The sequence below is a fragment of the Pseudomonas sp. GWSMS-1 genome (assembly GCF_049847425.1).
Classification (GTDB): Bacteria; Pseudomonadota; Gammaproteobacteria; order Pseudomonadales; family Pseudomonadaceae; genus Aquipseudomonas.
Genome location: NZ_JBMHHV010000005.1, coordinates 926,043 through 947,253, shown reverse-complemented (window position 1 = coordinate 947,253; position 21,211 = coordinate 926,043). Strand labels below are relative to the sequence as shown.

Below are 21,211 nucleotides of genomic sequence, written 5' to 3'. Positions count from 1 at the left end.
GTCAGAGGTCCCAGTTACCGATATCGGCATCCTGATCGCTACCGCCATCCTTGCCATCCGCCCCCAGGGAGTAGAGGTCAAAAGCCCCTTTAGTACCGGGAGCCAGGTACTGATAAACATTGCCCCAGGGATCGACCGGCATGCGCTTAAGGTAACCGTCGCGGTTCCAGTTTTTCGGCTGAGGGCTGCCGGATGGCTTTTTCACCAACGCCTCAAGACCCTGCTGAGTGCTTGGGTAGACATGGTTGTCCAGCTTGTACATGTCCAGGGCAGCCGATACCGCCTTGATATCGCCCTTAGCGACAGTAACCTTGGCCTGATCAGGCCGGCTCATCACTTGCGGCACAACCAGAGCCGCCAGGATGCCCAGGATCACCACCACCACCATGATTTCGATCAGCGTAAAACCTTTCTGTGTCTTGCTCACTGCTTACCCCACCAACTGATTGAGAGACAGAATTGGCAGCAGAATGGCCAGCACGATCACCAGCACCACCGCCCCCATAAACACCAGCATAAACGGCTCAAACAGGCCGACCAGCAACGCCACTTGGGCACTCAGATCGTTTTCCTGATTACGCGCCGTGCGGGCCAGCATCTGGTCCAATTCGCCGGAGCGTTCACCGCTGGCAATCATGTGCAGCATCATCGGCGGGAACTGGCCGCTGGCTTCCAGCGCACGGGTCAGGCTGCCGCCCTCGCGCACTTTTTGCGCGGCGATGACCACATCCGCACGGATCACTCGGTTAGCGATAACCTGTGCGCCAATCCCCAGGGCGTCAACTAAGGGCACGCCGCTGCGGGTCAGTATCGCCAGGGTCGAAGCAAACCGCGCGCAATCAGTCGCACGAATCAAACGCCCCAGCAGCGGGAGGCGCAGCAAAAAACCATGCCAGCGGGCCTTGATCGCCTCCTCGCGCAAAGCCCAACGCAGGGCCAATACACCCAGCACCAGGATAATCACCGCCAGCCAGCCCCAGCCTTTGACCCAGTCGCTTAAGGCAATCAGGCCGCGGGTCAGTGCCGGCAGGGTTTGCCCGGAATCAATAAACACCCGCACCACATCGGGTACCACATAGCCGAGCAGGAAGCCGACGATCAGCAGAGAGGTGCACATCAGGATCAGCGGATAGAGCAGCGCCAGCTGGATTTTCTGCCGCGACTGCTGGCGCTGCTCGGTGTAGTCGGCCAACTGCTCCAGTACCGGGCCCAAATGGCCGGCATGCTCACCGGCCGCCACGGTGGCACGGTAAAGCTCGGGGAACGCCGACGGGAACTCTTTCAGGCTGCTGGCCAGGTCATGCCCCTCCAACACCCGCGCCCGCACCGCCAGCAACATGCCCTGAATGCGCGGCGAAATAGCCTGCGCAGCTGCCGCGCGCAGGGCCTCCTCAATGGGTAACGCGGCCTGCACCAAGGTCGCCAACTGACGGGTAATCAACGCCAGATCACGAGCGGAAATACCGCGAGAAAAACTGAAATGGCTAGCTGCGCCGGCATTTTCCCGGGTGCGCGTGGCTTTAACAGCCAAAGGCGCCAGCTGCCGCTCACGCAGCATCTGCCTCACCTGACGGGCACTATCGGCCTCCAGCACACCTTTCTGCTGGCGGCCTTTGCCATCGAGCGCGAGGTATTCGAAGGCAGCCATTATTCGTCCCCACTCATTCTTCGCGAGTCACGCGCAGCACTTCCGCGACCGTGGTCACCCCTTCCAATACCTTGCGCCGACCATCCTCACGAATGCTCGGGCCGAGGCTACGGGCGTGACGGGTCATTTCCTGCTCGGACGCAGCGCTGTGAATAAGCGTGCGCAAGTGCTCATCAAACACCACCAACTCATAGATCCCGGTACGGCCACGGTAGCCCTGCTGATGACACTCAGCACAACCACCCGCGTGATACAGCGTCGGCGCAACGTCGGCAGCCACACCGAGCAGCGCGCACTCGGCTTCATCCGCCTGGTAGGCCTGTTTGCAATGCGGGCAGAGCACTCGCACCAGACGCTGGGCCAAGACACCGAGCAAGGATGACGCCAACAGAAACGGCTCAATGCCCATGTCCACCAAGCGGGTAATCGCACCAATCGCACTGTTGGTGTGCAAGGTCGACAGCACCAGGTGACCGGTTAAGGAGGCCTGTACGGCGATTTCGGCGGTTTCCTTGTCACGAATTTCGCCGACCATCACCACGTCGGGGTCCTGGCGCAAGATGGCGCGCAGTCCGCGGGCAAAGGTCATCTCGACCTTGGTGTTGACCTGGGTCTGGCCGATGCCCTCGAGGTGGTATTCGATCGGGTCTTCAACGGTGAGGATATTGCGCGTGCGGTCATTCAGGCTGACCAGGCTGGCATACAGCGTGGTGGTCTTGCCCGAGCCGGTGGGGCCAGTCACCAGCAAAATACCGTGAGGCTTACGCACCGTGGCTTCCATCAACTCACGGTCGCGCGCACTCATGCCCAGGTGCTGCAAGTTCAAGCGGCCAGCCTGCTTGTCGAGCAAACGCAGCACCACCCGCTCGCCATTGGCCGAAGGCAGCGTGGAGACCCGCACATCCACCTCACGGCCACCGACCTTCAGGGAAATCCGCCCGTCCTGCGGCACGCGCTTCTCGGCGATATCCAGGCGCGCCATCACCTTGATTCTGGAGACCAGCAGCGCCGCCAGTTCCCGCTTGGGCTCCAGCACTTCACGCAGAATACCATCCACGCGAAAGCGCACAACCAAGCGTTTCTCGAAGGTTTCCAAGTGAATATCCGAGGCATTTTCCTTGATCGCTTCGCCGAGAATGGCGTTGATCAAACGGATGATCGGCGCGTTGTCCTCTTGCTCAAGCAGGTCCTCGGTTTCTGGCACCTGTTCGGCTAAGGAGGCCAAATCCAGGCTCCCGCCCAAATCTTCGGCCAACTGCATGGATGCTGAGTCGTGCTGGTAAGCCTTGGCCAAGGCCTGTTCAAACGCAGCGGCAGGCAACCATTGCAGCGTCAGCACCGAAGCCGCAACCCGCTGGGCTTCTTGCACCACGCAAAGGTCACTGCCTTCACGCACGCACAGCTGCCACTGCTGCTCGTGCTTAAAGAAAAACACGCCCTGGCGACGGGCAAAAGCAAAGGATAATCGCGGCGGCTGAACAGTTAAAACGGTGGACCGCATGCGTAGTCACCAAGGCTATCTATACGTAATAGGGCGGCTATCTTGCCGGCATTCTCGCTCTTTGCGCAGAATAAACCACAAAATGCGATTCACCTCGCAGATCGTGTAAACCGATCTTAGAAATACAGCCATTGCTCAGTAGTATCCGCGCAACTGAACACGTGCTCCAGCGGTAGCAGCGTATCCCCCGCACACCACCGCGTTACTTACCTGTATCTCACCCAACGTTTATAGCACCCCATCTTGGCTGAGCGCAGACACCGCGCACGCTCGGACCAAAAGAGACAACACCCCATGATCAAACCTTCCAGCAGACGCGCTCTGCGCCTGGCTCTGCCGTTTAGCGGATGAAAAGTGGCTGACTGATGCTAACGGGCGCATTCGCAGCGCCGTGGATCTCAGCCAATGCCTGACCGATCAAGGCTCGGTCAGCCTCGCCCGCTGCGATGACAGCCAGCAAAACCAGCGCTGGGCAGCGATAGCCAAACAACAATGAAGTGGCGCACTGACTAAGCGCAAAAAACGTTTGCCCCCTCACACACTGAAAACCGACGCCGGCAATCCCCCTCCCCGACCTTCGGCACGGCTTCATCGAAGCCGTGACCCAGCCAACGCTTACCCCCCTAGCGACCTTGCCATGGGTATACCCCATCGCTCAGCACCCAAGCCCAAGCCAGCCGCCCCAGCAACAGTGGGCGGCAGGGCCAAGAAGGCCGTCAAAAACAGCAGAGTCATTTGCATAGGCTTCAATCCAGCCACCGGTGTAGACGCGCCAGTTTAAAAGCCAGTTTTTACGATTTAATTCGTTGTACGTTGTCCAAACGGTTGAACAGCGTTAGAACATTAAATCGAACGGCACATTACCCCGGCAGTAGTGTCAAACATCTGGCAAATGTCTATGATCTGCGCGCAAGCCACGCCACATAATAATAAGTTCCGGAGTGACGCCCTTGCCCCTATCGGCCCCAAAACCCTGGCTACAGCGCCATGCCATTACCGTGGTGAGCTTCGTGCTGGTGGCGGCTATGAGCATCAGCCTTGCCTGGCAGACGGCCAACTGGGTGCGCTTGTTGCGTGCGCCCGCGGCAGCCAGCAACAGCGCAGCCACACCAGCGGCGACTGCACTGCCCCCCGAAATCGGCCAATTATTCGGCAGTGACGTACCCAGCGATCGCCTGGCCCCCGACACCAACTTGCGCCTGACCTTGCTGGGCAGCTTTGTGCATGCGGACCCGCAACGCTCCAGCGCGATTATCCGCAGCGAAGGCAGCGTTGCTCAGCGCTATAGCGTCGACAGTGAGATCAGCAGCGGCGTGCGCCTGCACGCGGTGGCCGCCGATCATGTCGAACTCATGCGCAATGGCCGTCGTGAAAGCCTGCGCTTCCCCCTGCACACCTCGGCCGCCGGCAACCTGCAAAACTCCCCCCCGACGTGATGGCCGACCCGGTTGAACAGCTCAACGATCTGCAAGACAACAACCTGAGCCAACTGCGCGAGCGCATGGAAGCGCTGCGCCAGCAGATGCAGGACTCCGGCAGCCTGCCCGTGACTGCTGAACCCACCGAACAGCCTACGGAAAACAACTGATCCGATGACCCCGACCCTCTCGCGCCTTACCTTCGCCTTTCTGGTTGCCGGCCTGGCCTGCAGCCCGCAGCCACTGAGCGCTGCCGTTACGGCCGTGGCGCCGAGCGCCAGCCAGCAAGAAGAACGCTGGACCATTAACCTCAAGGGCGCGGATATCCGCGAGTTTATCGATCAAGTGGCACAGATCAGCGGCCAGACGTTTGTGATCGATCCCCGGGTCAAAGGCCAGGTCAATGTGGTGTCCAACAGTCCGCTGACGTTGCCGGAGGTCTACCAGCTGTTTCTCTCGGTGATGGCCACCCACGGTTTCAGCGTGATGACCCAGGGCGAGCAGGCACGCATCGTGCCCAACGCCGAGGCCAAATCGGACGCCAGTGCTGGGCGCAATGCGCCAGACCGCCTTGAAACCCGGCTGATCCAGGTACAGCACGGCTCCGCTAGCGAACTCATCCCACTGATTCGTCCGCTGGTGCCACCCTACGGTCACCTGGCCGCCGTCAGCAGCGCCAACGCGATCATCATCAGCGACCGCACGGCCAATATCGACCGTATCGAAGACCTGTTGCGCCAGCTCGACCAAAAAGGCCAGAACGACTACAGCGTGCTCAACCTGCAACATGCCTGGGTCATGGACACCGCCGAAGTATTGCGCAGCGCCGTGGATCGCGGCCAAGCCAAAGGCACCTCCGGCACTCAGGTGATTGCCGACGGCCGGACCAATCGCCTGATCCTGCTTGGCCCACCGGGCGCCCGCGCCAAGCTGATGGCCTTGGCTAAATCACTGGACAGCCCAACCAGCCGCTCGGCCAACACCCGGGTGATTCGTTTACGCCATGGCGATGCCAAAAGCCTGGCAGAAACCCTGGGGAGATTTCCGAAAAACTTAAACCAGAGTCCGCTGGAGAAGCCACCGGCAAGCCGCAGGCTGTGCTTATTCGCGCTGACGAGAGCCTCAATGCCCTGGTGCTACTGGCCGAGCCGGATGTGGTGGCAACGCTGGAGGACATCGTGCGCCAGCTCGACGTACCGCGCGCGCAGGTCATGGTCGAAGCGGCGATTGTCGAAGTGTCCGGCGACATCAGCGACGCCCTGGGTGTGCAATGGGCTGTGGATGCGCGCGGCGGCAGCGGTGGCCTGGGCGGCACCAACTTCAGCGGTACCGGGCTGTCGGTTGGCCGAGTCTTACAGGCGCTCCAAGACAATAGAAACGGCAATGACAACAACACCCTGAGCAACCTGCCCGACGGCGCCATTATCGGCCTGGGCACCGACAGTTTCGGCGTGCTGGTCACCGCGCTATCAGCCAACAGCAAGAGCAACCTGTTGTCCACACCGAGCCTACTAACCCTGGATCATCAAAAAGCAGAAATACTGGTCGGGCAGAACGTGCCCTTCCAAACGGGCTCGTTTACCACCAGCGCGTCGGGAGCCGATAACCCCTTCACCACCATCGAGCGCCAAGACATCGGCGTGACACTCAAAGTCACCCCGCACATCAACGATGGGGCGAGCCTGCGCCTGGAAATCGAGCAGGAAATTTCGTCCATCGCCCCCACCAGTCAGGGGGTGAATGCGGTCGACCTCATCACCAATAAACGCTCAATCAAGAGCACCATCCTTGCCGAGAACGGGCAGGTAATTGTGCTCGGCGGCTTGATTCAGGATGACGTCTCCCAGGCCGACTCCAAAGTGCCCCTGCTGGGTGATATCCCCCTGCTCGGCCGGCTGTTTCGCTCGACCAAGGAAACCCGCGTCAAGCGCAACCTGATGGTGTTTCTGCGCCCGACGGTGATTCGTGACGCGGCAGGGATGGCTGCGCTGTCAGGCAAGAAATACAGCGACATCCGCGTGCTCGGCGAGGTGCGTGAGGACTACCGACCCGGTGTTCTGCCAGAAAATCCGCTGCAGCTATTCGACAAGAACATGCCAGACGCTATCGACCTGCGCGAATAAACCCCATAAAAAAGCCCCGGCATTTGCCGGGGCCTTTTGCTACAGCTGATTACCCGCTGATTTAGAGCGCCGCCAGCCCACGAGCCAGATCGGCCTGTAGGTCAGCCAGGTCTTCAAGACCAACCGCAACGCGGATCAGGTTATCGCGAATACCGGCATTAGCACGCTCTGCCGGGCTCAACCGACCATGGGAGGTGGTCGCCGGATGAGCAATGGTGGTTTTGGTGTCACCAAGGTTGGTGGTGATGGAAATTACCCGCGTAGCATCGATAAAACGCCAGGCCGCTTCTTTGCCGCCTTTTACCTCAAAGCTCACCACAGCCCCGAACGCACTCTGCTGACGCTTGGCCAGCTCGTGCTGCGGATGACTCGACAAGCCAGCGTAGTGCACGCGCTCTATACCTGGCTGTTGTTGCAACCACTGCGCTAGGTGCAGCGCGCTGCTGCAGTGTGCCTGCATACGGATACGCAGGGTTTCCAGACCTTTGAGGAAAATCCACGCATTGAACGGGCTCAACGTAGGCCCCGCCGTGCGCAGAAAGCCGACCGCTTCAGTCATTAGCTTGGCGCTACCGGCCAACACGCCCCCCATACTGCGACCCTGGCCATCGATGTACTTGGTGGCCGAGTGCATGACGATGTCAGCACCGAGCTTGAGGGGTTGCTGCAATGCAGGTGTACAGAAGCAGTTATCCACTGCCAGTAACGCCCCTTTAGCATGAGCAATTTCCGCCAAGGCGGCGATATCCACCAGTTCAGCCAAAGGGTTGGATGGCGACTCGACAAACAGCAGTTTGGTGTTGGATTTGCAAGCAGCAGCCCAACCGTCGAGATCCGCCAGCGGCACATAATCGACCTGCACACCAAAGCGCTTGAGGTATTTTTCGAACAGACTGATGGTCGAGCCGAAGACACTGCGCGACACCAGCACATGATCGCCGGCGCTGCACAGGCTCATGACCATGGCCAAAATTGCCGACATACCGGACGACGTGGCAACCGCCTGCTCAGCGCCCTCCAGCGCCGCGATGCGCTCTTCAAACGCACGCACCGTGGGGTTGGTGTAGCGCGAATAAACGTTGCCGGGCACTTCCCCGGCAAATCGTGCGGCAGCATCAGCAGCGGTACGGAAAACATAACTAGAGGTCGGGTAGATCGCCTCGCTGTGCTCACCTTCCGGCGAGCGGTGTTGCCCAGCACGCACCGCCAGGGTGTCGAAACCAACGCCTTCAAGGTCGCTGTCAAGACGCCCGGCCTGCCATTCAATCGTCATTCGCAATCCCCTCAAGCAGCCTGCTAAGCAGGCTATACCGCGTAATTAGTCGTTATACAGACCGATAACTGCACTGACCGCCTGGGACTGGGCCTTCGACATGTCATTACGCGCTTGCTCGATCTTGTTCAGGTAGGCCTCGTCAACATCACCGGTGACGTATTTGCCATCAAACACTGCGCAGTCGAAGTTATCGATTTTGATCTTCTTGCTACCACTGACCGCTTCGATTAGATCCGGCAGATCCTGGTAGACCAACCAGTCGGCACCGATCAGCTCGCAGACTTCCTCGGTGGTGCGGCCGTGAGCGATCAGCTCATGGGCGCTAGGCATGTCGATACCGTACACATTCGGGTAGCGCACGGCAGGGGCTGCCGAACAGAAATACACGTTCTTCGCGCCGGCTTCGCGGGCCATCTGAATGATCTGCTTGCAGGTGGTGCCGCGCACGATGGAATCGTCCACCAGCATCACGTTCTTGCCGCGGAATTCAAGCTCGATGGCGTTGAGCTTCTGCCGTACGGATTTCTTCCGTGCGGCCTGGCCCGGCATGATGAAAGTACGGCCGATATAGCGGTTCTTGACGAAGCCTTCGCGGAATTTAACACCCAGGTGGTTGGCCAGCTCCAGCGCAGCGGTACGGCTGGTATCCGGAATCGGGATGACCACATCAATGTCATGTACTGGGCGTTCACGCAGGATTTTGTCGGCCAGCTTCTCGCCCATGCGCAAGCGCGCCTTATAGACCGAGATACCGTCCATGATCGAATCCGGACGCGCCAGATAGACGTGTTCGAAAATGCACGGTGCATATTTTGGGTTGCTCGCGCACTGACGGGTATACAGCTTACCGTCTTCAGTGATGTACACAGCTTCGCCTGGCGCGAGGTCGCGAATTAGGGTGAAACCGAGCACGTCCAGCGAAACGCTTTCCGAGGCAATCATGTATTCCACGCCCTCGTCGGTATGGCGCTGACCGAAGACGATCGGGCGGATACCGTTGGGGTCGCGGAAACCGACAATGCCGTAGCCGGTGATCATCGCCACCACGGCGTAACCGCCCACACAGCGCTCGTGCACATCAGTTACGGCGGCGAACACGTCTTCTTCGGTCGGCTGCAACTTGCCGCGCTGAGCCAGCTCGTGAGCAAACACGTTGAGCAGCACTTCCGAATCGGAGTTGGTGTTGACGTGGCGCAGGTCAGACTCGTAGATCTCCTTGGCCAACTGCTCGACGTTGGTCAAGTTGCCGTTGTGCGCCAAGGTGATGCCGTACGGCGAGTTGACGTAGAACGGCTGCGCCTCAGCTGAGCTGGAGCTGCCCGCAGTTGGGTAGCGCACATGGCCGATGCCCATGTGCCCGACTAGGCGCTGCATGTGACGCTGTTGGAACACGTCACGCACCAGACCGTTGTCCTTGCGCAGGAACAGGCGGCCATCATGGCTGGTGACAATACCGGCAGCATCCTGGCCGCGGTGCTGGAGGACGGTGAGCCCGTCATACAGCGCCTGATTGACGTTCGATTTACCGACGATACCGACAATGCCGCACATGTGACGCAACCCCTACTTTATGAAACACGATAATTGCGAATGCACTTACGGCAGCTTGGGCTGCAGCAGTGCCTCTTTAAACGGTAACTCCACCGGCGCACTCACGCCGCTGGCAAGCCACTGACTGGAGAGGCCTAAAATCAGGTTTTTCGACCAGTCGGCCACCATCAGAAAATGTGGCAAGAGTGCTGATTGCTGCCACCAACTGTCTTGCTGAACCGGGGCCAGGCTGATCAAGCCAACCAGCACGACCACCAGCAAACCACCGCGTGCGGCGCCGAAGACCATGCCGAGAAAACGATCAGTGCCCGACAGCCCGGTGACCCGGATCAACTCACCAATCAGGTAATTGACCAACGCGCCGACCAGCAGCGTGACCACAAATAGGATTGCGCAGCCTGCAATCACGCGCGCCGAGGGTGTTTCGATAAAACCCGCCAAGTGCTGCGACAGTGCGCCGCCAAACATCCAGGCGACCACGCCAGCAATGATCCAAGTGAGCAGCGACAGAGCTTCCTTAACGAAACCTCGGCTCAGACTGATCAGACTTGAAACGGCGACAACGGCGATAATCGCCCAATCGACCCAGGTGAATGCCACGATGCAGGTTACCGACGAGAAAGGCGCTGCATTTTAGCAGAGCACCTGTGCGGGGAGTAAACAAAGGATTCGCCAACCGCTGAAATGCCCGAATCGCCTCTCGGCAAATCTGCTACCCGCGTTTGACGAAGCCCCTACGCCATTGAATCAGTTCGCCTCAGGCTGAAAACGCACCACAAAGCCATTGAGCTTGTGCTGACGATTGAGCTGATCACGCAGGCGATCCGCCTCGGCACGCTCAATCAACGGCCCAACAAACACCCGATTCATGCCGTCGAAATTACGGATATAGGCGTTGTAACCTTGAGTGCGCAGGGTTTTCTGCAGTTTCTGCGCGCCATCGCCACTGGACAAGCTTGCCAGCTGCACTGACCAGCTGACCGGCAGACTGTTAGCGTCCAGCTTACTTGGCGCACTCTGAGGCGCCGCCGCCACAGGCTTGGCCGGTGCTGTTGGCTGCGCAGGCACTACCGGAGCAGCTGGCGGCTCGTCTACAACCGTGTCAGCGGGCTCCAGGCTCTGTGTGGCTTCAGCGCCAACCGGCTCATCGGGCAACAATTGCGGCTCTGGCACGACCACTGGCTGCAATTCAACCTCTGGAACCTCAGGGGCCACTGGCATTGCCGGGGCATCGACTTGAACCCGCTGCGACTCATCTTCACGCGATAACAGCATGGGCAGAAAAATCACTGCCAGTGCCAGCAAAACCAGCGCACCGACCATGCGCTGCTTTAATCCCTTATCCAGCAAAGCCATCCTGCACGCCCCCATTGGCTTGGCGGCCCAGCCAATCCAAGGCCTCGGCCACGCAGTAAAAAGATCCAAACACCAGCACTTCATCGCCATCTGCAGCCTGTGCACACTGAGCCCCAAGCGCAGCCTGCACATCTGCATAGGTTGTTACTCGCGCACCGCGGCTGTGTAAGTGCGCTTGTAGCTCGGCGGCTGCACGCGTACGACCAATTGGCAGCGGCGCCACCGCCCAACTCGCTACTTCACTTAACAAGGGCGCCACCACACCAGGCAAATCCTTGTCAGCAAGCAAACCAAACACAGCTAAGCGTTTACCGGGTACTGGGCGATTGGCCAGTCGCTGCGCGAGATACTCAGCAGCATGGGGATTATGCCCAACATCAAGCAACAGCGTGAGTGACTTACCCTGCCAATTCAGCACTCGACGATCGAGCCGTCCAGCCACCCGTGTCTGCTGCAGCGCCTGACTGATCATCTCAGGCTGCCAAGGCAGCTGCATCAAGGCATAAGCCTGCAGTGCCAAGGCGGCGTTCTCCATGGGCAGATCGAGCAGCGGCAGGTTTGCCAGAGTCACTACGGCGCCTAGATGATTGAGGCCGCGCCAGGACCAATCCTGCGCATTGATGCTCAAGTCATAGTCACGACCACGCAAGAAGAATGGCGTATCAAGCAGAGCCACCTGATCAAGCAAGGGCTGCGGAGGATCAAGGTCACCACATAAGGCAGGCTTGCCGGCACGGAAGATCCCGGCCTTCTCGAAGGCAACCGATTCGCGGCTATCACCCAACCAATCGGCATGGTCAATACCGATGCTCGTGACCACGGCAATATCAGCATCCAGCAGATTCACCGCATCCAAACGGCCGCCCAGGCCGACTTCCAGCACCAGCGCGTCCAGGCCTGCCTGGTGGAATAACCAGAACGCAGCCAGCGTGCCCATCTCAAAATAGGTCAGTGACGTGTCGCCACGCGCAGCTTCAACCACCGTGAACGCCTCGCAGAGCATGGCGTCAGTAGCCTCAACACCTGCAACCTGGACCCGCTCGTTGTAACGCAGCAGATGCGGCGAGCTGTATACGCCGACCTTAAGCCCCTGTGCCTGCAGCAACGCAGCGATAAAAGCACAGGTTGAGCCCTTGCCATTGGTTCCGGTAACGGTAATGACCCGCGGCGCCAGCTTGCCCAGCCCAAGGCGCTGCAACACCACCCGGGAGCGCTCCAAGCCCATGTCAATGGCACTTGGATGCAATTGCTCGAGATAGCTCAGCCAATCAGCAAGGGCGCGCTCGGTCATGCCGTCGCCGGCAACGAGACAGGGGAAGGCAGGCCCATAAACTGTGCCAGCAAGCGCGCCAAGCGCGGACGCAGCTCCGCACGATGAATGATCATATCGATGGCACCGTGCTCCAACAGGAACTCACTGCGCTGGAAGCCTTCTGGCAACTTCTCGCGCACGGTTTGCTCGATCACGCGCGGGCCGGCAAAGCCGATCAACGCACGGGGCTCAGCCACAATCACATCACCAAGCATGGCCAAACTGGCAGACACACCGCCGTACACCGGGTCGGTCAGTACCGATACAAACGGAATACCTTCTTCGCGCAGGCGCGCAAGCACGGCCGAGGTTTTAGCCATCTGCATCAACGAAATCAGCGCTTCCTGCATGCGCGCACCGCCGGATGCGGAGAAGCACACTAACGGGCAGCGCTGCTCCAGCGCCGCGTTGGCGGCACGCACAAAGCGCTCACCAACAATCGCCCCCATCGAGCCACCCATAAAGGAAAACTCGAAGGCGCAGGTCACTATCGGCATGCCTTCCAGGGTGCCACGAATGGCCACGAGCGCATCTTTCTCGCACGTCTGCTTTTGCGCACCCACGATGCGATCTTTGTATTTCTTACTGTCGCGAAATTTCAAGCGATCGACCGGCTCAAGCTCGGCACCCAGCTCCTCACGGCCCTCTTTATCGAGGAAGATATCCAGACGCTCGCGTGCGCCAATACGCATGTGATGATTGCACTTGGGGCAAACATCCAAGGTCTTTCCCAGCTCGGGCTTGTACAGCACGGCATCGCAGGATGGGCACTTGTGCCATAGGCCTTCGGGCACCGAACTCTTCTTGACCTCGGAACGCATGATCGATGGGATGAGTTTGTCTACCAACCAGTTGCTCATGCTCTTGATTCTCCAAAGCTGTTAACCGGACGGGCTGCGCTCTATGCGATCAGGCCTATCCGGGAAAATTCATGAGTACAGCCGTTTCAGGGGCCGGTGCATTGCCATTACAGCGGCGCTCATACACCCGCCACCCTTGAACGACCGCCGCAGCGTTCATACATTCTGCAACAGGGTTATGGACGGCCAAGCACGCTAACCCGTCACATCAACCCAGCACACCTTAAGCAGCTTTTACCGCCTGCATGAAAGCGCGAATCTTCTCAGCATCCTTAATGCCCTTGGCTAGTTCAACGCCACCACTGACATCTACAGCATAGGGACGCACACGAGCAATGGCTTGCGCAACGTTCGCAGCTGTTAGGCCACCGGCCAGAATAACCGGCTTGCTCAAGCCTTCCGGCACCAGCGACCAATCAAAAGCCTCACCTGTGCCGCCCGGAACACCTGGCACATAGGTATCCAGCAGTACGCCACTGGCGTTCTTATAGAGCTCAACCTGCGCAGCGATATCGTCGCCCGGCTTAACCCGCAGCGCCTTGATATAAGGCCGGTGATAACCATCACAATCAGCCGGGCTCTCGTCACCGTGGAACTGCAGCAAACCAAGCGGCACAGCATCGAGCAGCTCACCCAATTCGCAGCGACTGGCATCAACGAACAAGCCCACGGACGTCACAAACGGCGGCAAGGCACTAATGATCGCGCGCGCCTGTTGTACCGTGACAGCTCGCGGGCTCTTGGCATAGAACACCAGCCCAATCGCATCCGCACCCGCCTCGACAGCCGCCAATGCATCTTCTATTCGGGTGATACCACAAATCTTGCTGCGAACGACTGACAACAGGATGACCTCGATTAGTTCAGTGTGAGCGGGATGCTAGCAAATAGCCTTTCAGGCGTCAGCCGCCACATCTGGCAGGCCGGAAAGAAAGTGCGGCCCCAGGTAGCGCTTGGGTAAGTCGAACTCCTGCGGATAGTCGACCTGCACCAGATACAACCCATAGGGATGCGCAGTCACGCCACCAGTTCGGCGCACACGGGTTTCCAGCACTTCCTGCGCCCACTCAACCGGGCGCTCGCCGGCACCGATGGTCATCAGAACCCCTGCGAGATTACGCACCATGTGATGCAGGAAGGCATTGGCACGAATGTCCAGCACGATAAACCGTCCGTACTGGAGCACCTCCAGGTGATGCACCGTCTTGATCGGCGATTTGGCCTGACACTGACGCGCACGGAAAGCACTGAAATCATGGGTGCCGATAAATGCCTGGGCTGCCTCACGCATGCGCTCAATATCCAGCGGGCGATGATTCCAGGTCACCTCTTCGGCCATATGCGCCGGGCGGATCTGGTCGTTATAAATTACATAACGGTAGCGCCGCGCTTGAGCACAAAACCGTGCATCAAAGTGCGCCGGCATCGACTTGGCCCACGCCACACTGATATCACCGGGCAAGTTCATGTTCGCCCCCATCACCCAGGCATGCATAGAGCGATCAACCGGCGTATTGAAATGCACCACCTGGGCACTGGCGTGCACCAGCGCATCGGTTCGCCCAGCGCAGCTCAACGTAACGGCAACACCACCCGCAACTTTAGTTAGGGCTTTTTCCAGCGATTCCTGGATGGAAGGCACACCGGCGCGCTGGCGCTGAAAACCGCGGTAGCGCGACCCTTTGTACTCAACGCCGAGGGCTATCTTGAAAACGCCAACGGCAGCCGAGTCGGCTGCCGTTGTAGTAGGACTTTCAGACATGTATCAAACCAAATTAGCGATCAGCTCACGGGCTTCTTGTTGCTGACCATCGTTACCTTCACTGATGACTTCATCGAGAATATCGCGGGCACCTTCGGTATCACCCATGTCGATGTAGGCGCGAGCCAGATCGAGCTTGGTAGCTGTCTCGTCGGTGCCCGAGAGGAAGTCGAAGTCATCGTCATTATCCAGCGCAGCACTGGCAGAAGCAGCACTTACCGGCACGTCCAAATCAGTAGGTTGTTCCAGATCATCAGATAGCAAGTCCAACTCCGCGCTGACCTCGTCCAGTTGAGCGGCAAAGCTATCATTCGATGGCTGACTAGGCGCCTCGTCACTCAGTGAAAGGTCAAAGTCTGCCGACAAATCGAAATCACCACCCACCTCTTCCGCGGGCAGATCAAAGCTTGGCTCAGTTGGCGCAGCACTTGGCTCGTCATCCAGGCTCAGCAGGAAATCATCTTCAGCCGCTGCTTCAGGCTTGGCAGGTGCATCCAGATCCAGACTGAAATCAGCCAAATCAGCGCCCAAATCCAGCTCACTGTCGCTGCTATCAGCGAGGTTCAGGCTAAAGTCCAGATCATCGGCCTTGCTCTCAGTCGGTTCAGCCGGTGAGCTGAAATCCAGATCGCTGTCGAACGACAAGCTATCCAAGTCATCTAAGGCAGCATTATCGCCGGCAGCTTGCAAGTCACGGTCAAACTCAGCTTCAAGATCATCCAAGCTCAGGTCGAACGCATCGTCTTGATCGGCAACAGCAGGTTTTGCGCTTGGCTCGTCGAGCGTCAGATCATCCAGGCTGAAACTATCAAGGCTTTCCGCGGAGGTCGCAGCCGCTGCGAAGCCTGCACCAGCAGCAACAGCCATGGCTGGGTAGCGCGCATTGATTTGATCAAGCTCAGCTGCACTGCCGCCAATCTCGCGCAATTCATTGTCCTGACGCGCGAAACCATTGCGGTCACCCATTTCGGCATAGACCTCCATCAACTTCAGACGCAGATCACTACGCTGCGGCTCGTCATTGATAGCGCCCTGCAACAGCTCAGCGGCCTGAGGGAAGCGACCATAGGCGATATAGATATCCGCCTCACCCAACACATCACCGGTTTGCGCGGTAACACGCTCTTGGTTGGGCAGATCGCTTTGCTGCCCCTCCAGATCGTCGGTCAGACCCGCAAAACCGTCATCCGGCAGATCCAAACCAGCGCCCAGATCGGATGAATCATCACCAGCCGCTAGATTTTCCTGCAATTGCGCTTCTTTAAGTGCATTACGGCGCGACAGCATCATCAGCGCTATCAGTAATAGCAGCAGCGCACCGCCACCTGCAGCACCCAGCAACATCGGGTTAGCCAGCAAATCATCAAAGGTGCTTTCAGCTGGCGGCTCAGCCACTACCGGCGCTTCAACAACCGGTGCGACTGCAGCAGGCTCAGGTGCGGCAGCCGGTGCAGGCTCCACCTCTATCGGGGCGACGGGTTCGACGGATGCTGCAGGCTCTTCGCTGTAATTAAAATCGGTTTCAGCAGCAGGCACTACGGGAGTCGTAACAGCAGGTTCTTGCGGCGCGGCCTCTGGAGCAGGCTCTACAGGAGCAGCCGGCGCTTCGGCTGCTGGTGTTTCTGGGGCTACAGCTGTAACAACTGGAGCAGGAGCTTGCCCCTGCGCGGCCAGATCAGCCTGCAGCTTGGCCATCTGATCATCTTTCAACTGAATCAGACGTTGCAGCTTATCGAGCTGGCTCTGCAGGTCAGTCATGCGTCCTTTCAGCTCGTCATTTTCACGACGGCTGGAGTCCAGGCTTTCCTGAGTCACGGCCAGCTTGTCATTTAATGCTTTGGTGTCTGCTGCACCTTTGTCACTGCCGGCGGTTGCTTTACCGCTATCAGCGGCAACCAGTTTCAGGCTATCACCGACGTCGACCTTGGTCGGCGCAGCGGCAGCACTGGTGCGCTTGGTGGCATCCAGCTGGCGGGCACTAGCGGCAGTGCCGCGACCTTGACGCCAGGCTGTATTTTGCTCAGCCACCTGAGCGAGCGCTTCGCCCTGGGCACGCTTCTTGACCTGCTGCTCATCCGGCAGACGCAGCACCTGGCCGCTTTTCAGGCGGTTGATGTTGCCACCGATAAAGGCATCAGGATTCAGGTCTTGGATCGCCAACATGGCTTGATGCACGCTGCCACCGGCACGTGCACGCTGGGCAATTTCCCAGAGCGTATCGTTGGCCGTGGTGGTGTATTGATTACCGCCTAACGGTTTGGCCGTGGGTGCGGCAGGCGCAACAGAAGTCGCGGTATTAGCTACTGCTGCCGCAGGGCGCGGCGCAGGAGCCGGATTTTGTAAGCGAGGGGCAGGCGCCGCTGCAGCTACAGGTAGCCGAGCAGTCGCTGGGGTCACGCTTTGCGGGGTATAGAGCGGCGGGTCAAGCAGCAGGGTGTACTCACGCAGCAAACGGCCATTCGGCCACAGCACTTCCACTAGGAAGTTCAGATAGGGCTCACGCATGGGCTTGCTGGAGGTCACCCGGATAACGCTTTTGCCATTGGGCTTGAGTACCGGCGTGAACTTTAAATCCGTCAGGAAATACTGACGATCCACACCTGCTTTGGTGAATGCTTCTGGGGACGCCAGGGTCGGCAATAGTTCATTAGAAGCCAGGTCGCGCACTTCCAGTAACTCAATCTCAGCCACTAGGGGTTGATTGAGCGCTGACTGCAGAGTGACTTCACCCAGCCCCAACGCGTGGGCCATGCCGGATGACAGCGCCGAAGCAGCTGCGATTGCCAGCACCAGTTTGCGAACCCGAACCATAGCGTTATCCCTTGTTTTATCTTTTTTTCTCGACCAGCGAGAGGATCTTGAAAATTGCTGCCTATCACGCCCGAAGACGCAACCCCGTTCAGCAATTAACTCAGCCAGTATTGCCAAGCTCGAAAGATTCTTCAAATTTCTAGGTAAGTATCTTTTACAGATAGTGTTTTATCAACAACTCGGCCAATTGCACAGCGTTCAGCGCGGCGCCTTTTCTCACATTATCAGACGCAATCCACAAATTGAGTTCTGCGGGGTCATGCAAACCGGCGCGCACGCGACCGACATAGACCACATCCTGCCCCACCGCATCACCAACCACTGTTGGATAATCGTCCAACTCCACCAGCTCCACTGCCGGCGCAGCATCCAACGCGGCATAAACCTGCTTAATGTCGATGTTCGATTCAGCCTGAAGCGACACACTCAAACTGTCGCCAAAGAACACCGGAACTTGAATACAAGTCACCGCCACTGGCAGCGCCGGTATAGCCAGCAGCTCTTGGAGCTCAGCGGCAATCTGCCGCTCCAGCGCGGAGTGCCCTTCACTGTCGCCCTGCTCAACCTGGGCCAGCACATTGAAAGCCATTTGCCGGTCAAACAGACGAGGCTCAAGTGAACGCCCGTTGAGCAATTCCGCCGTTTGCCGCGCCAACTCTGCGATACCTTCACGCCCTCGACTGGAGACAGCCAGGCAAGCAGTCACCGTAACGCGGCGAATACTGATGCTCTCAGGCAAAGCCGCCAGCACAGTGGCCAGCGCAACACCCGGCGCACTTGGGCTCGTCAGTACATAAGGCGCAGCTACAGCGGCCAGCACCTGCGCATTAGCCTCAGGCACTACCCGCGGCGCCTGCGCGGCCGGCAAGCCGCTGGCCAAATCAATCACCGCGCAGCCTGCCGCCCCGGCCTGCAACGCGTACTTCTGCGTGACCTTGCTACCCGCTGCAAAGAACGCCAGGCGCACGCTGGAGAAATCAAAGGTTTCCAGGTCTTTTACCCGCAGGTTCTTACCCTTATAAGACACAGAACTTCCCGCAGACTCGCCACTGGCGATCACGTGCAAATTAGCTACGGGGAATTCGCGCTCTTCCAGCAATTGCACCAGGGCCTCGCCAACGCTGCCGGTGGCGCCAATTACGGCAATATCAAAGGTACGGGTCATGGCAAAGCTCGCAGAAATAAGCCCAGCACTGTATAGCCGGGCCCGCCAAATGCAAAGGAGCGGACTGCTGAGCGCTCGAGTTGACTCGAACGCCCTGCAGCCCGCCCCTCGTTGACTACGCAATAAACGCCTCAGCGCCGCGCGATTAACGCTCCAGCAGAATACGCAGCATGCGACGCAATGGCTCCGCAGCGCCCCACAACAACTGGTCGCCAACGGTGAATGCGCCCAGGTATTGCGAGCCCATATTGAGCTTACGCAGGCGACCGACCGGCACGCTCAGAGTCCCCGTCACAGCGGTTGGGCCCAGCTCACGGATGCTCGCTTCGCGCTGGTTCGGCACCAACTTAACCCATGGGTTGTGCTGGCTGATCAGGCCTTCGATGTCCGACAGCGGTACATCCTTGTTCAGCTTGATGGTCAATGCCTGGCTGTGGCAACGCATGGCACCGACGCGCACGCACAAACCATCGACCGGAATCGGGTTCTTGAAACGACCGAGAATCTTGTTGGTTTCAGCCTGGGCTTTCCACTCTTCACGGCTCTGCCCATTAGGCAGTTCCTTGTCGATGTAAGGAATCAGACTGCCAGCCAACGGCACGCCAAAGTTGTCGACCGGGAAGGACTCGCCACGCATGGCCTCAGCAACTTTACGGTCGATGTCGAGAATGGCGCTGGCCGGATCAGCCAACTCGTCTGCCACCGCACCGTTGATCGCGCCCATCTGCTTGATCAGCTCACGCATATTCTGCGCGCCAGCGCCGCTCGCGGCCTGGTAGGTCATGGCACTCATCCACTCGACCAGACCAGCCTCGTACAGACCGCCCAACGCCATCAACATCAGGCTGACAGTGCAGTTACCGCCGATGTAGTCCTTGGTGCCAGCATCCAGCTGCTGATCGATCACCTTGCGGTTGACCGGATCGAGCACGATCACCGAGCTGTCGCTCATGCGCAGCGACGAGGCCGCATCAATCCAATAGCCCTGCCAGCCGGCTTCGCGCAGCTTAGGGAAGACTTCATTGGTGTAGTCGCCACCCTGACAGGTCAGGATCACGTCGAGGCTTTTCAGCTCGTCAATGCTGTAGGCGTCCTTCAAGGGCGCCGTTTCCTTGCCAATCGCCGGGCCTTGGCCGCCGACATTGGAGGTGGTGAAGAAGACCGGTTCGATCAAGTCGAAATCCTGCTCTTCCAGCATGCGCTGCATCAGCACGGAGCCGACCATGCCACGCCAACCGATCAGACCTACACGTTTCATAACCACTACACCTATATAAGCTGACCGCCGGAACCGTCCGACGGGCCAGGAAGATTACAGACTGCGTAACGCTTCGACTACTGCATCGCCCATTGCCGTGGTGCCGACCTTGGTCGTACCCGCGCTATGGATATCACCGGTGCGCAGGCCCTGATCGAGCACATTGCTCACGGCCAGCTCAATAGCATCCGCAGCCGCGGTCTGATTGAAGCTGTAACGCAGCATCATCGACACCGAGAGAATGGTCGCCAGCGGGTTGGCGATGCCCTTGCCGGCGATGTCCGGCGCAGAGCCGTGGCATGGCTCGTACATGCCTTTGTTGTTGGCATCCAGGGATGCCGACGGCAGCATGCCAATGGAACCGGTGAGCATCGAAGCTTCGTCAGACAAAATGTCACCAAACATGTTGTCGGTGACCATCACGTCGAATTGCTTGGGTGCGCGCACCAGTTGCATGGCGGCGTTGTCGACGTACATGTGGCTCAGTTCGACGTCCGGGTAATCCTTGGCCACTTCCTCGACCACGGCGCGCCACAGTTGGCTGGAAGCCAGAACGTTGGCCTTGTCCACCGAGCAGAGCTTCTTGCCGCGCACGCGGGCCATGTCGAAACCGACCTTGGCGATGCGGCGGATCTCGCTCTCGCTGTACGGCAGGGTGTCGTAGGCCATGCGCTCGCCGTTTTCCAGCACCTTGCTCTCGCGCGGTTGGCCGAAATAGATGCCGCCGGTCAGTTCACGAACGATGAGGATGTCCAGGCCCGCGACCACTTCCGGCTTGAGGCTGGAGGCCTCGGCCAGTTGCGGGTAGAGAATGGCCGGACGCAGGTTGCCGAACAGACCCAGCTGCGAGCGGATCTTCAGCAAACCGCGCTCCGGGCGGATCGCAGGATCGATGGTGTCCCACTTCGGCCCGCCAACGGCACCGAGCAACACCGCATCGGCAGCCTTGGCGCGTGCCAAGGTCTCGTCGGCCAGCGGCACGCCATAACGGTCGATGGCCGCACCACCGAGGTCATCGAAACTCAGTTCGAAGCCCAGGTTGTACTTGTCGTTGGCCAGGTTCAGCACCTTGACCGCCTCGGCCATGATTTCCGGGCCGATACCGTCGCCGGGGAGAATCAGAATCTGTTTGGACATGCTTTTCTCAACTCATTAATCGGCGAGTGACGG

17 protein-coding genes and 1 pseudogene are annotated in these 21,211 nt (G+C 59.0%); 3 read left to right on the top strand and 15 right to left on the bottom strand.

Going from position 1 to position 21,211, the window contains the following annotated elements; all coding sequences use genetic code 11:
- Position 1 precedes the first annotated feature (1 nt).
- Genes gspG through gspE form a run of 3 tightly spaced genes read right to left on the bottom strand, consistent with a single transcriptional unit; the run spans position 2 to position 3,149 of the window.
- A complete protein-coding gene (gspG, locus tag ACEPAJ_RS07905; protein ID WP_425914412.1) occupies positions 2-427 on the bottom strand; it encodes a type II secretion system major pseudopilin GspG in 426 nt (141 codons plus the stop codon).
- Between the two features lie 3 nt (positions 428-430).
- Positions 431-1,648, bottom strand: a complete 1,218-nt coding sequence (gene xcpS / locus ACEPAJ_RS07900; RefSeq protein ID WP_425914411.1) for a GspF family T2SS innner membrane protein variant XcpS — start codon at positions 1,646-1,648, stop codon at positions 431-433.
- A 13-nt stretch (positions 1,649-1,661) separates the two neighbouring features.
- A complete protein-coding gene (gene gspE, locus ACEPAJ_RS07895) occupies positions 1,662-3,149 on the bottom strand; it encodes a type II secretion system ATPase GspE (RefSeq protein ID WP_425914410.1) in 1,488 nt (495 codons plus the stop codon).
- Positions 3,150-4,099: 950 nt separating this feature from the next.
- Between gspE and ACEPAJ_RS07890 the strand changes: the two genes are divergently transcribed.
- From ACEPAJ_RS07890 to gspD, 3 genes and pseudogenes are all read left to right on the top strand, one after another.
- Positions 4,100-4,585, top strand: coding sequence for a type II secretion system protein N (locus ACEPAJ_RS07890; protein WP_425914409.1), 486 nt, complete (start codon positions 4,100-4,102; stop codon positions 4,583-4,585).
- Positions 4,585-4,737 carry a hypothetical protein gene (locus tag ACEPAJ_RS07885; RefSeq protein WP_425914408.1) on the top strand — a complete coding sequence of 51 codons (153 nt, stop codon included), beginning with the start codon at positions 4,585-4,587 and terminating at the stop codon, positions 4,735-4,737. Before ACEPAJ_RS07890 ends, ACEPAJ_RS07885 begins: the two co-directional genes overlap by 1 nt.
- A 4-nt stretch (positions 4,738-4,741) precedes the next feature.
- Positions 4,742-6,690: pseudogene (gene gspD / locus ACEPAJ_RS07880) on the top strand (type II secretion system secretin GspD).
- Positions 6,691-6,751: 61 nt separating this feature from the next.
- Here gspD and ACEPAJ_RS07875 read toward each other — a convergent pair.
- The 12 genes from ACEPAJ_RS07875 to leuB form a co-directional block, all read right to left on the bottom strand.
- Positions 6,752-7,963: an O-succinylhomoserine sulfhydrylase gene (locus ACEPAJ_RS07875; protein ID WP_425914407.1), complete on the bottom strand. Its 1,212-nt coding sequence runs from the start codon at positions 7,961-7,963 to the stop codon at positions 6,752-6,754.
- A gap of 45 nt (positions 7,964-8,008) precedes the next feature.
- Positions 8,009-9,517: an amidophosphoribosyltransferase gene (gene purF / locus ACEPAJ_RS07870; protein WP_425914406.1), complete on the bottom strand. Its 1,509-nt coding sequence runs from the start codon at positions 9,515-9,517 to the stop codon at positions 8,009-8,011.
- Positions 9,518-9,562: 45 nt separating this feature from the next.
- Positions 9,563-10,117: a CvpA family protein gene (locus tag ACEPAJ_RS07865; protein ID WP_425914405.1), complete on the bottom strand. Its 555-nt coding sequence runs from the start codon at positions 10,115-10,117 to the stop codon at positions 9,563-9,565.
- A gap of 147 nt (positions 10,118-10,264) precedes the next feature.
- Complete coding sequence (locus ACEPAJ_RS07860; RefSeq protein WP_425914404.1) at positions 10,265-10,873, bottom strand: SPOR domain-containing protein; 609 nt, start codon at positions 10,871-10,873, stop codon at positions 10,265-10,267.
- Positions 10,857-12,164 carry a bifunctional tetrahydrofolate synthase/dihydrofolate synthase gene (gene folC, locus ACEPAJ_RS07855; RefSeq protein ID WP_425914403.1) on the bottom strand — a complete coding sequence of 436 codons (1,308 nt, stop codon included), beginning with the start codon at positions 12,162-12,164 and terminating at the stop codon, positions 10,857-10,859. Before folC ends, ACEPAJ_RS07860 begins: the two co-directional genes overlap by 17 nt.
- On the bottom strand, positions 12,161-13,045 hold the full coding sequence (accD, locus tag ACEPAJ_RS07850) for an acetyl-CoA carboxylase, carboxyltransferase subunit beta (RefSeq protein ID WP_425914402.1): 885 nt from the start codon (positions 13,043-13,045) through the stop codon (positions 12,161-12,163). The genes folC and accD overlap by 4 nt, the downstream gene beginning before the upstream one ends.
- 223 nt (positions 13,046-13,268) lie before the next feature.
- A complete protein-coding gene (locus ACEPAJ_RS07845; RefSeq protein WP_425914401.1) occupies positions 13,269-13,889 on the bottom strand; it encodes a phosphoribosylanthranilate isomerase in 621 nt (206 codons plus the stop codon).
- Between the two features lie 51 nt (positions 13,890-13,940).
- Positions 13,941-14,807, bottom strand: coding sequence for a tRNA pseudouridine(38-40) synthase TruA (gene truA / locus ACEPAJ_RS07840; RefSeq protein ID WP_425914400.1), 867 nt, complete (start codon positions 14,805-14,807; stop codon positions 13,941-13,943).
- 3 nt (positions 14,808-14,810) lie between these two features.
- A complete protein-coding gene (locus ACEPAJ_RS07835; protein WP_425914399.1) occupies positions 14,811-17,618 on the bottom strand; it encodes a FimV/HubP family polar landmark protein in 2,808 nt (935 codons plus the stop codon).
- Positions 17,619-17,772: 154 nt separating this feature from the next.
- Entirely contained in the window at positions 17,773-18,783 is a 1,011-nt protein-coding gene (locus tag ACEPAJ_RS07830; protein WP_425914398.1) for an aspartate-semialdehyde dehydrogenase, read from the bottom strand.
- Positions 18,784-18,928: 145 nt separating this feature from the next.
- Positions 18,929-20,041 carry an aspartate-semialdehyde dehydrogenase gene (asd, locus tag ACEPAJ_RS07825; RefSeq protein WP_274087906.1) on the bottom strand — a complete coding sequence of 371 codons (1,113 nt, stop codon included), beginning with the start codon at positions 20,039-20,041 and terminating at the stop codon, positions 18,929-18,931.
- 54 nt (positions 20,042-20,095) lie between these two features.
- Positions 20,096-21,178, bottom strand: a complete 1,083-nt coding sequence (gene leuB, locus ACEPAJ_RS07820; protein ID WP_425914397.1) for a 3-isopropylmalate dehydrogenase — start codon at positions 21,176-21,178, stop codon at positions 20,096-20,098.
- Positions 21,179-21,211 lie beyond the last annotated feature (33 nt).

Bases quoted from the DNA above. Each gene is read 5' to 3' on its own strand.
- ACEPAJ_RS07860 (WP_425914404.1), bottom strand. From the start codon at position 10,873: ATGGCTTTGCTGGATAAGGGATTAAAGCAGCGCATGGTCGGTGCGCTG.
- ACEPAJ_RS07875 (WP_425914407.1), bottom strand. From the start codon at position 7,963: ATGACGATTGAATGGCAGGCCGGGCGTCTTGACAGCGACCTTGAAGGC.
- leuB (WP_425914397.1), bottom strand. From the start codon at position 21,178: ATGTCCAAACAGATTCTGATTCTCCCCGGCGACGGTATCGGCCCGGAA.
- xcpS (WP_425914411.1), bottom strand. From the start codon at position 1,648: ATGGCTGCCTTCGAATACCTCGCGCTCGATGGCAAAGGCCGCCAGCAG.
- purF (WP_425914406.1), bottom strand. From the start codon at position 9,517: ATGTGCGGCATTGTCGGTATCGTCGGTAAATCGAACGTCAATCAGGCG.
- asd (WP_274087906.1), bottom strand. From the start codon at position 20,041: ATGAAACGTGTAGGTCTGATCGGTTGGCGTGGCATGGTCGGCTCCGTG.
- truA (WP_425914400.1), bottom strand. From the start codon at position 14,807: ATGTCTGAAAGTCCTACTACAACGGCAGCCGACTCGGCTGCCGTTGGC.
- accD (WP_425914402.1), bottom strand. From the start codon at position 13,045: ATGAGCAACTGGTTGGTAGACAAACTCATCCCATCGATCATGCGTTCC.
- ACEPAJ_RS07885 (WP_425914408.1), top strand. From the start codon at position 4,585: ATGGCCGACCCGGTTGAACAGCTCAACGATCTGCAAGACAACAACCTG.
- folC (WP_425914403.1), bottom strand. From the start codon at position 12,164: ATGACCGAGCGCGCCCTTGCTGATTGGCTGAGCTATCTCGAGCAATTG.
- gspE (WP_425914410.1), bottom strand. From the start codon at position 3,149: ATGCGGTCCACCGTTTTAACTGTTCAGCCGCCGCGATTATCCTTTGCT.
- ACEPAJ_RS07830 (WP_425914398.1), bottom strand. From the start codon at position 18,783: ATGACCCGTACCTTTGATATTGCCGTAATTGGCGCCACCGGCAGCGTT.
- ACEPAJ_RS07835 (WP_425914399.1), bottom strand. From the start codon at position 17,618: ATGGTTCGGGTTCGCAAACTGGTGCTGGCAATCGCAGCTGCTTCGGCG.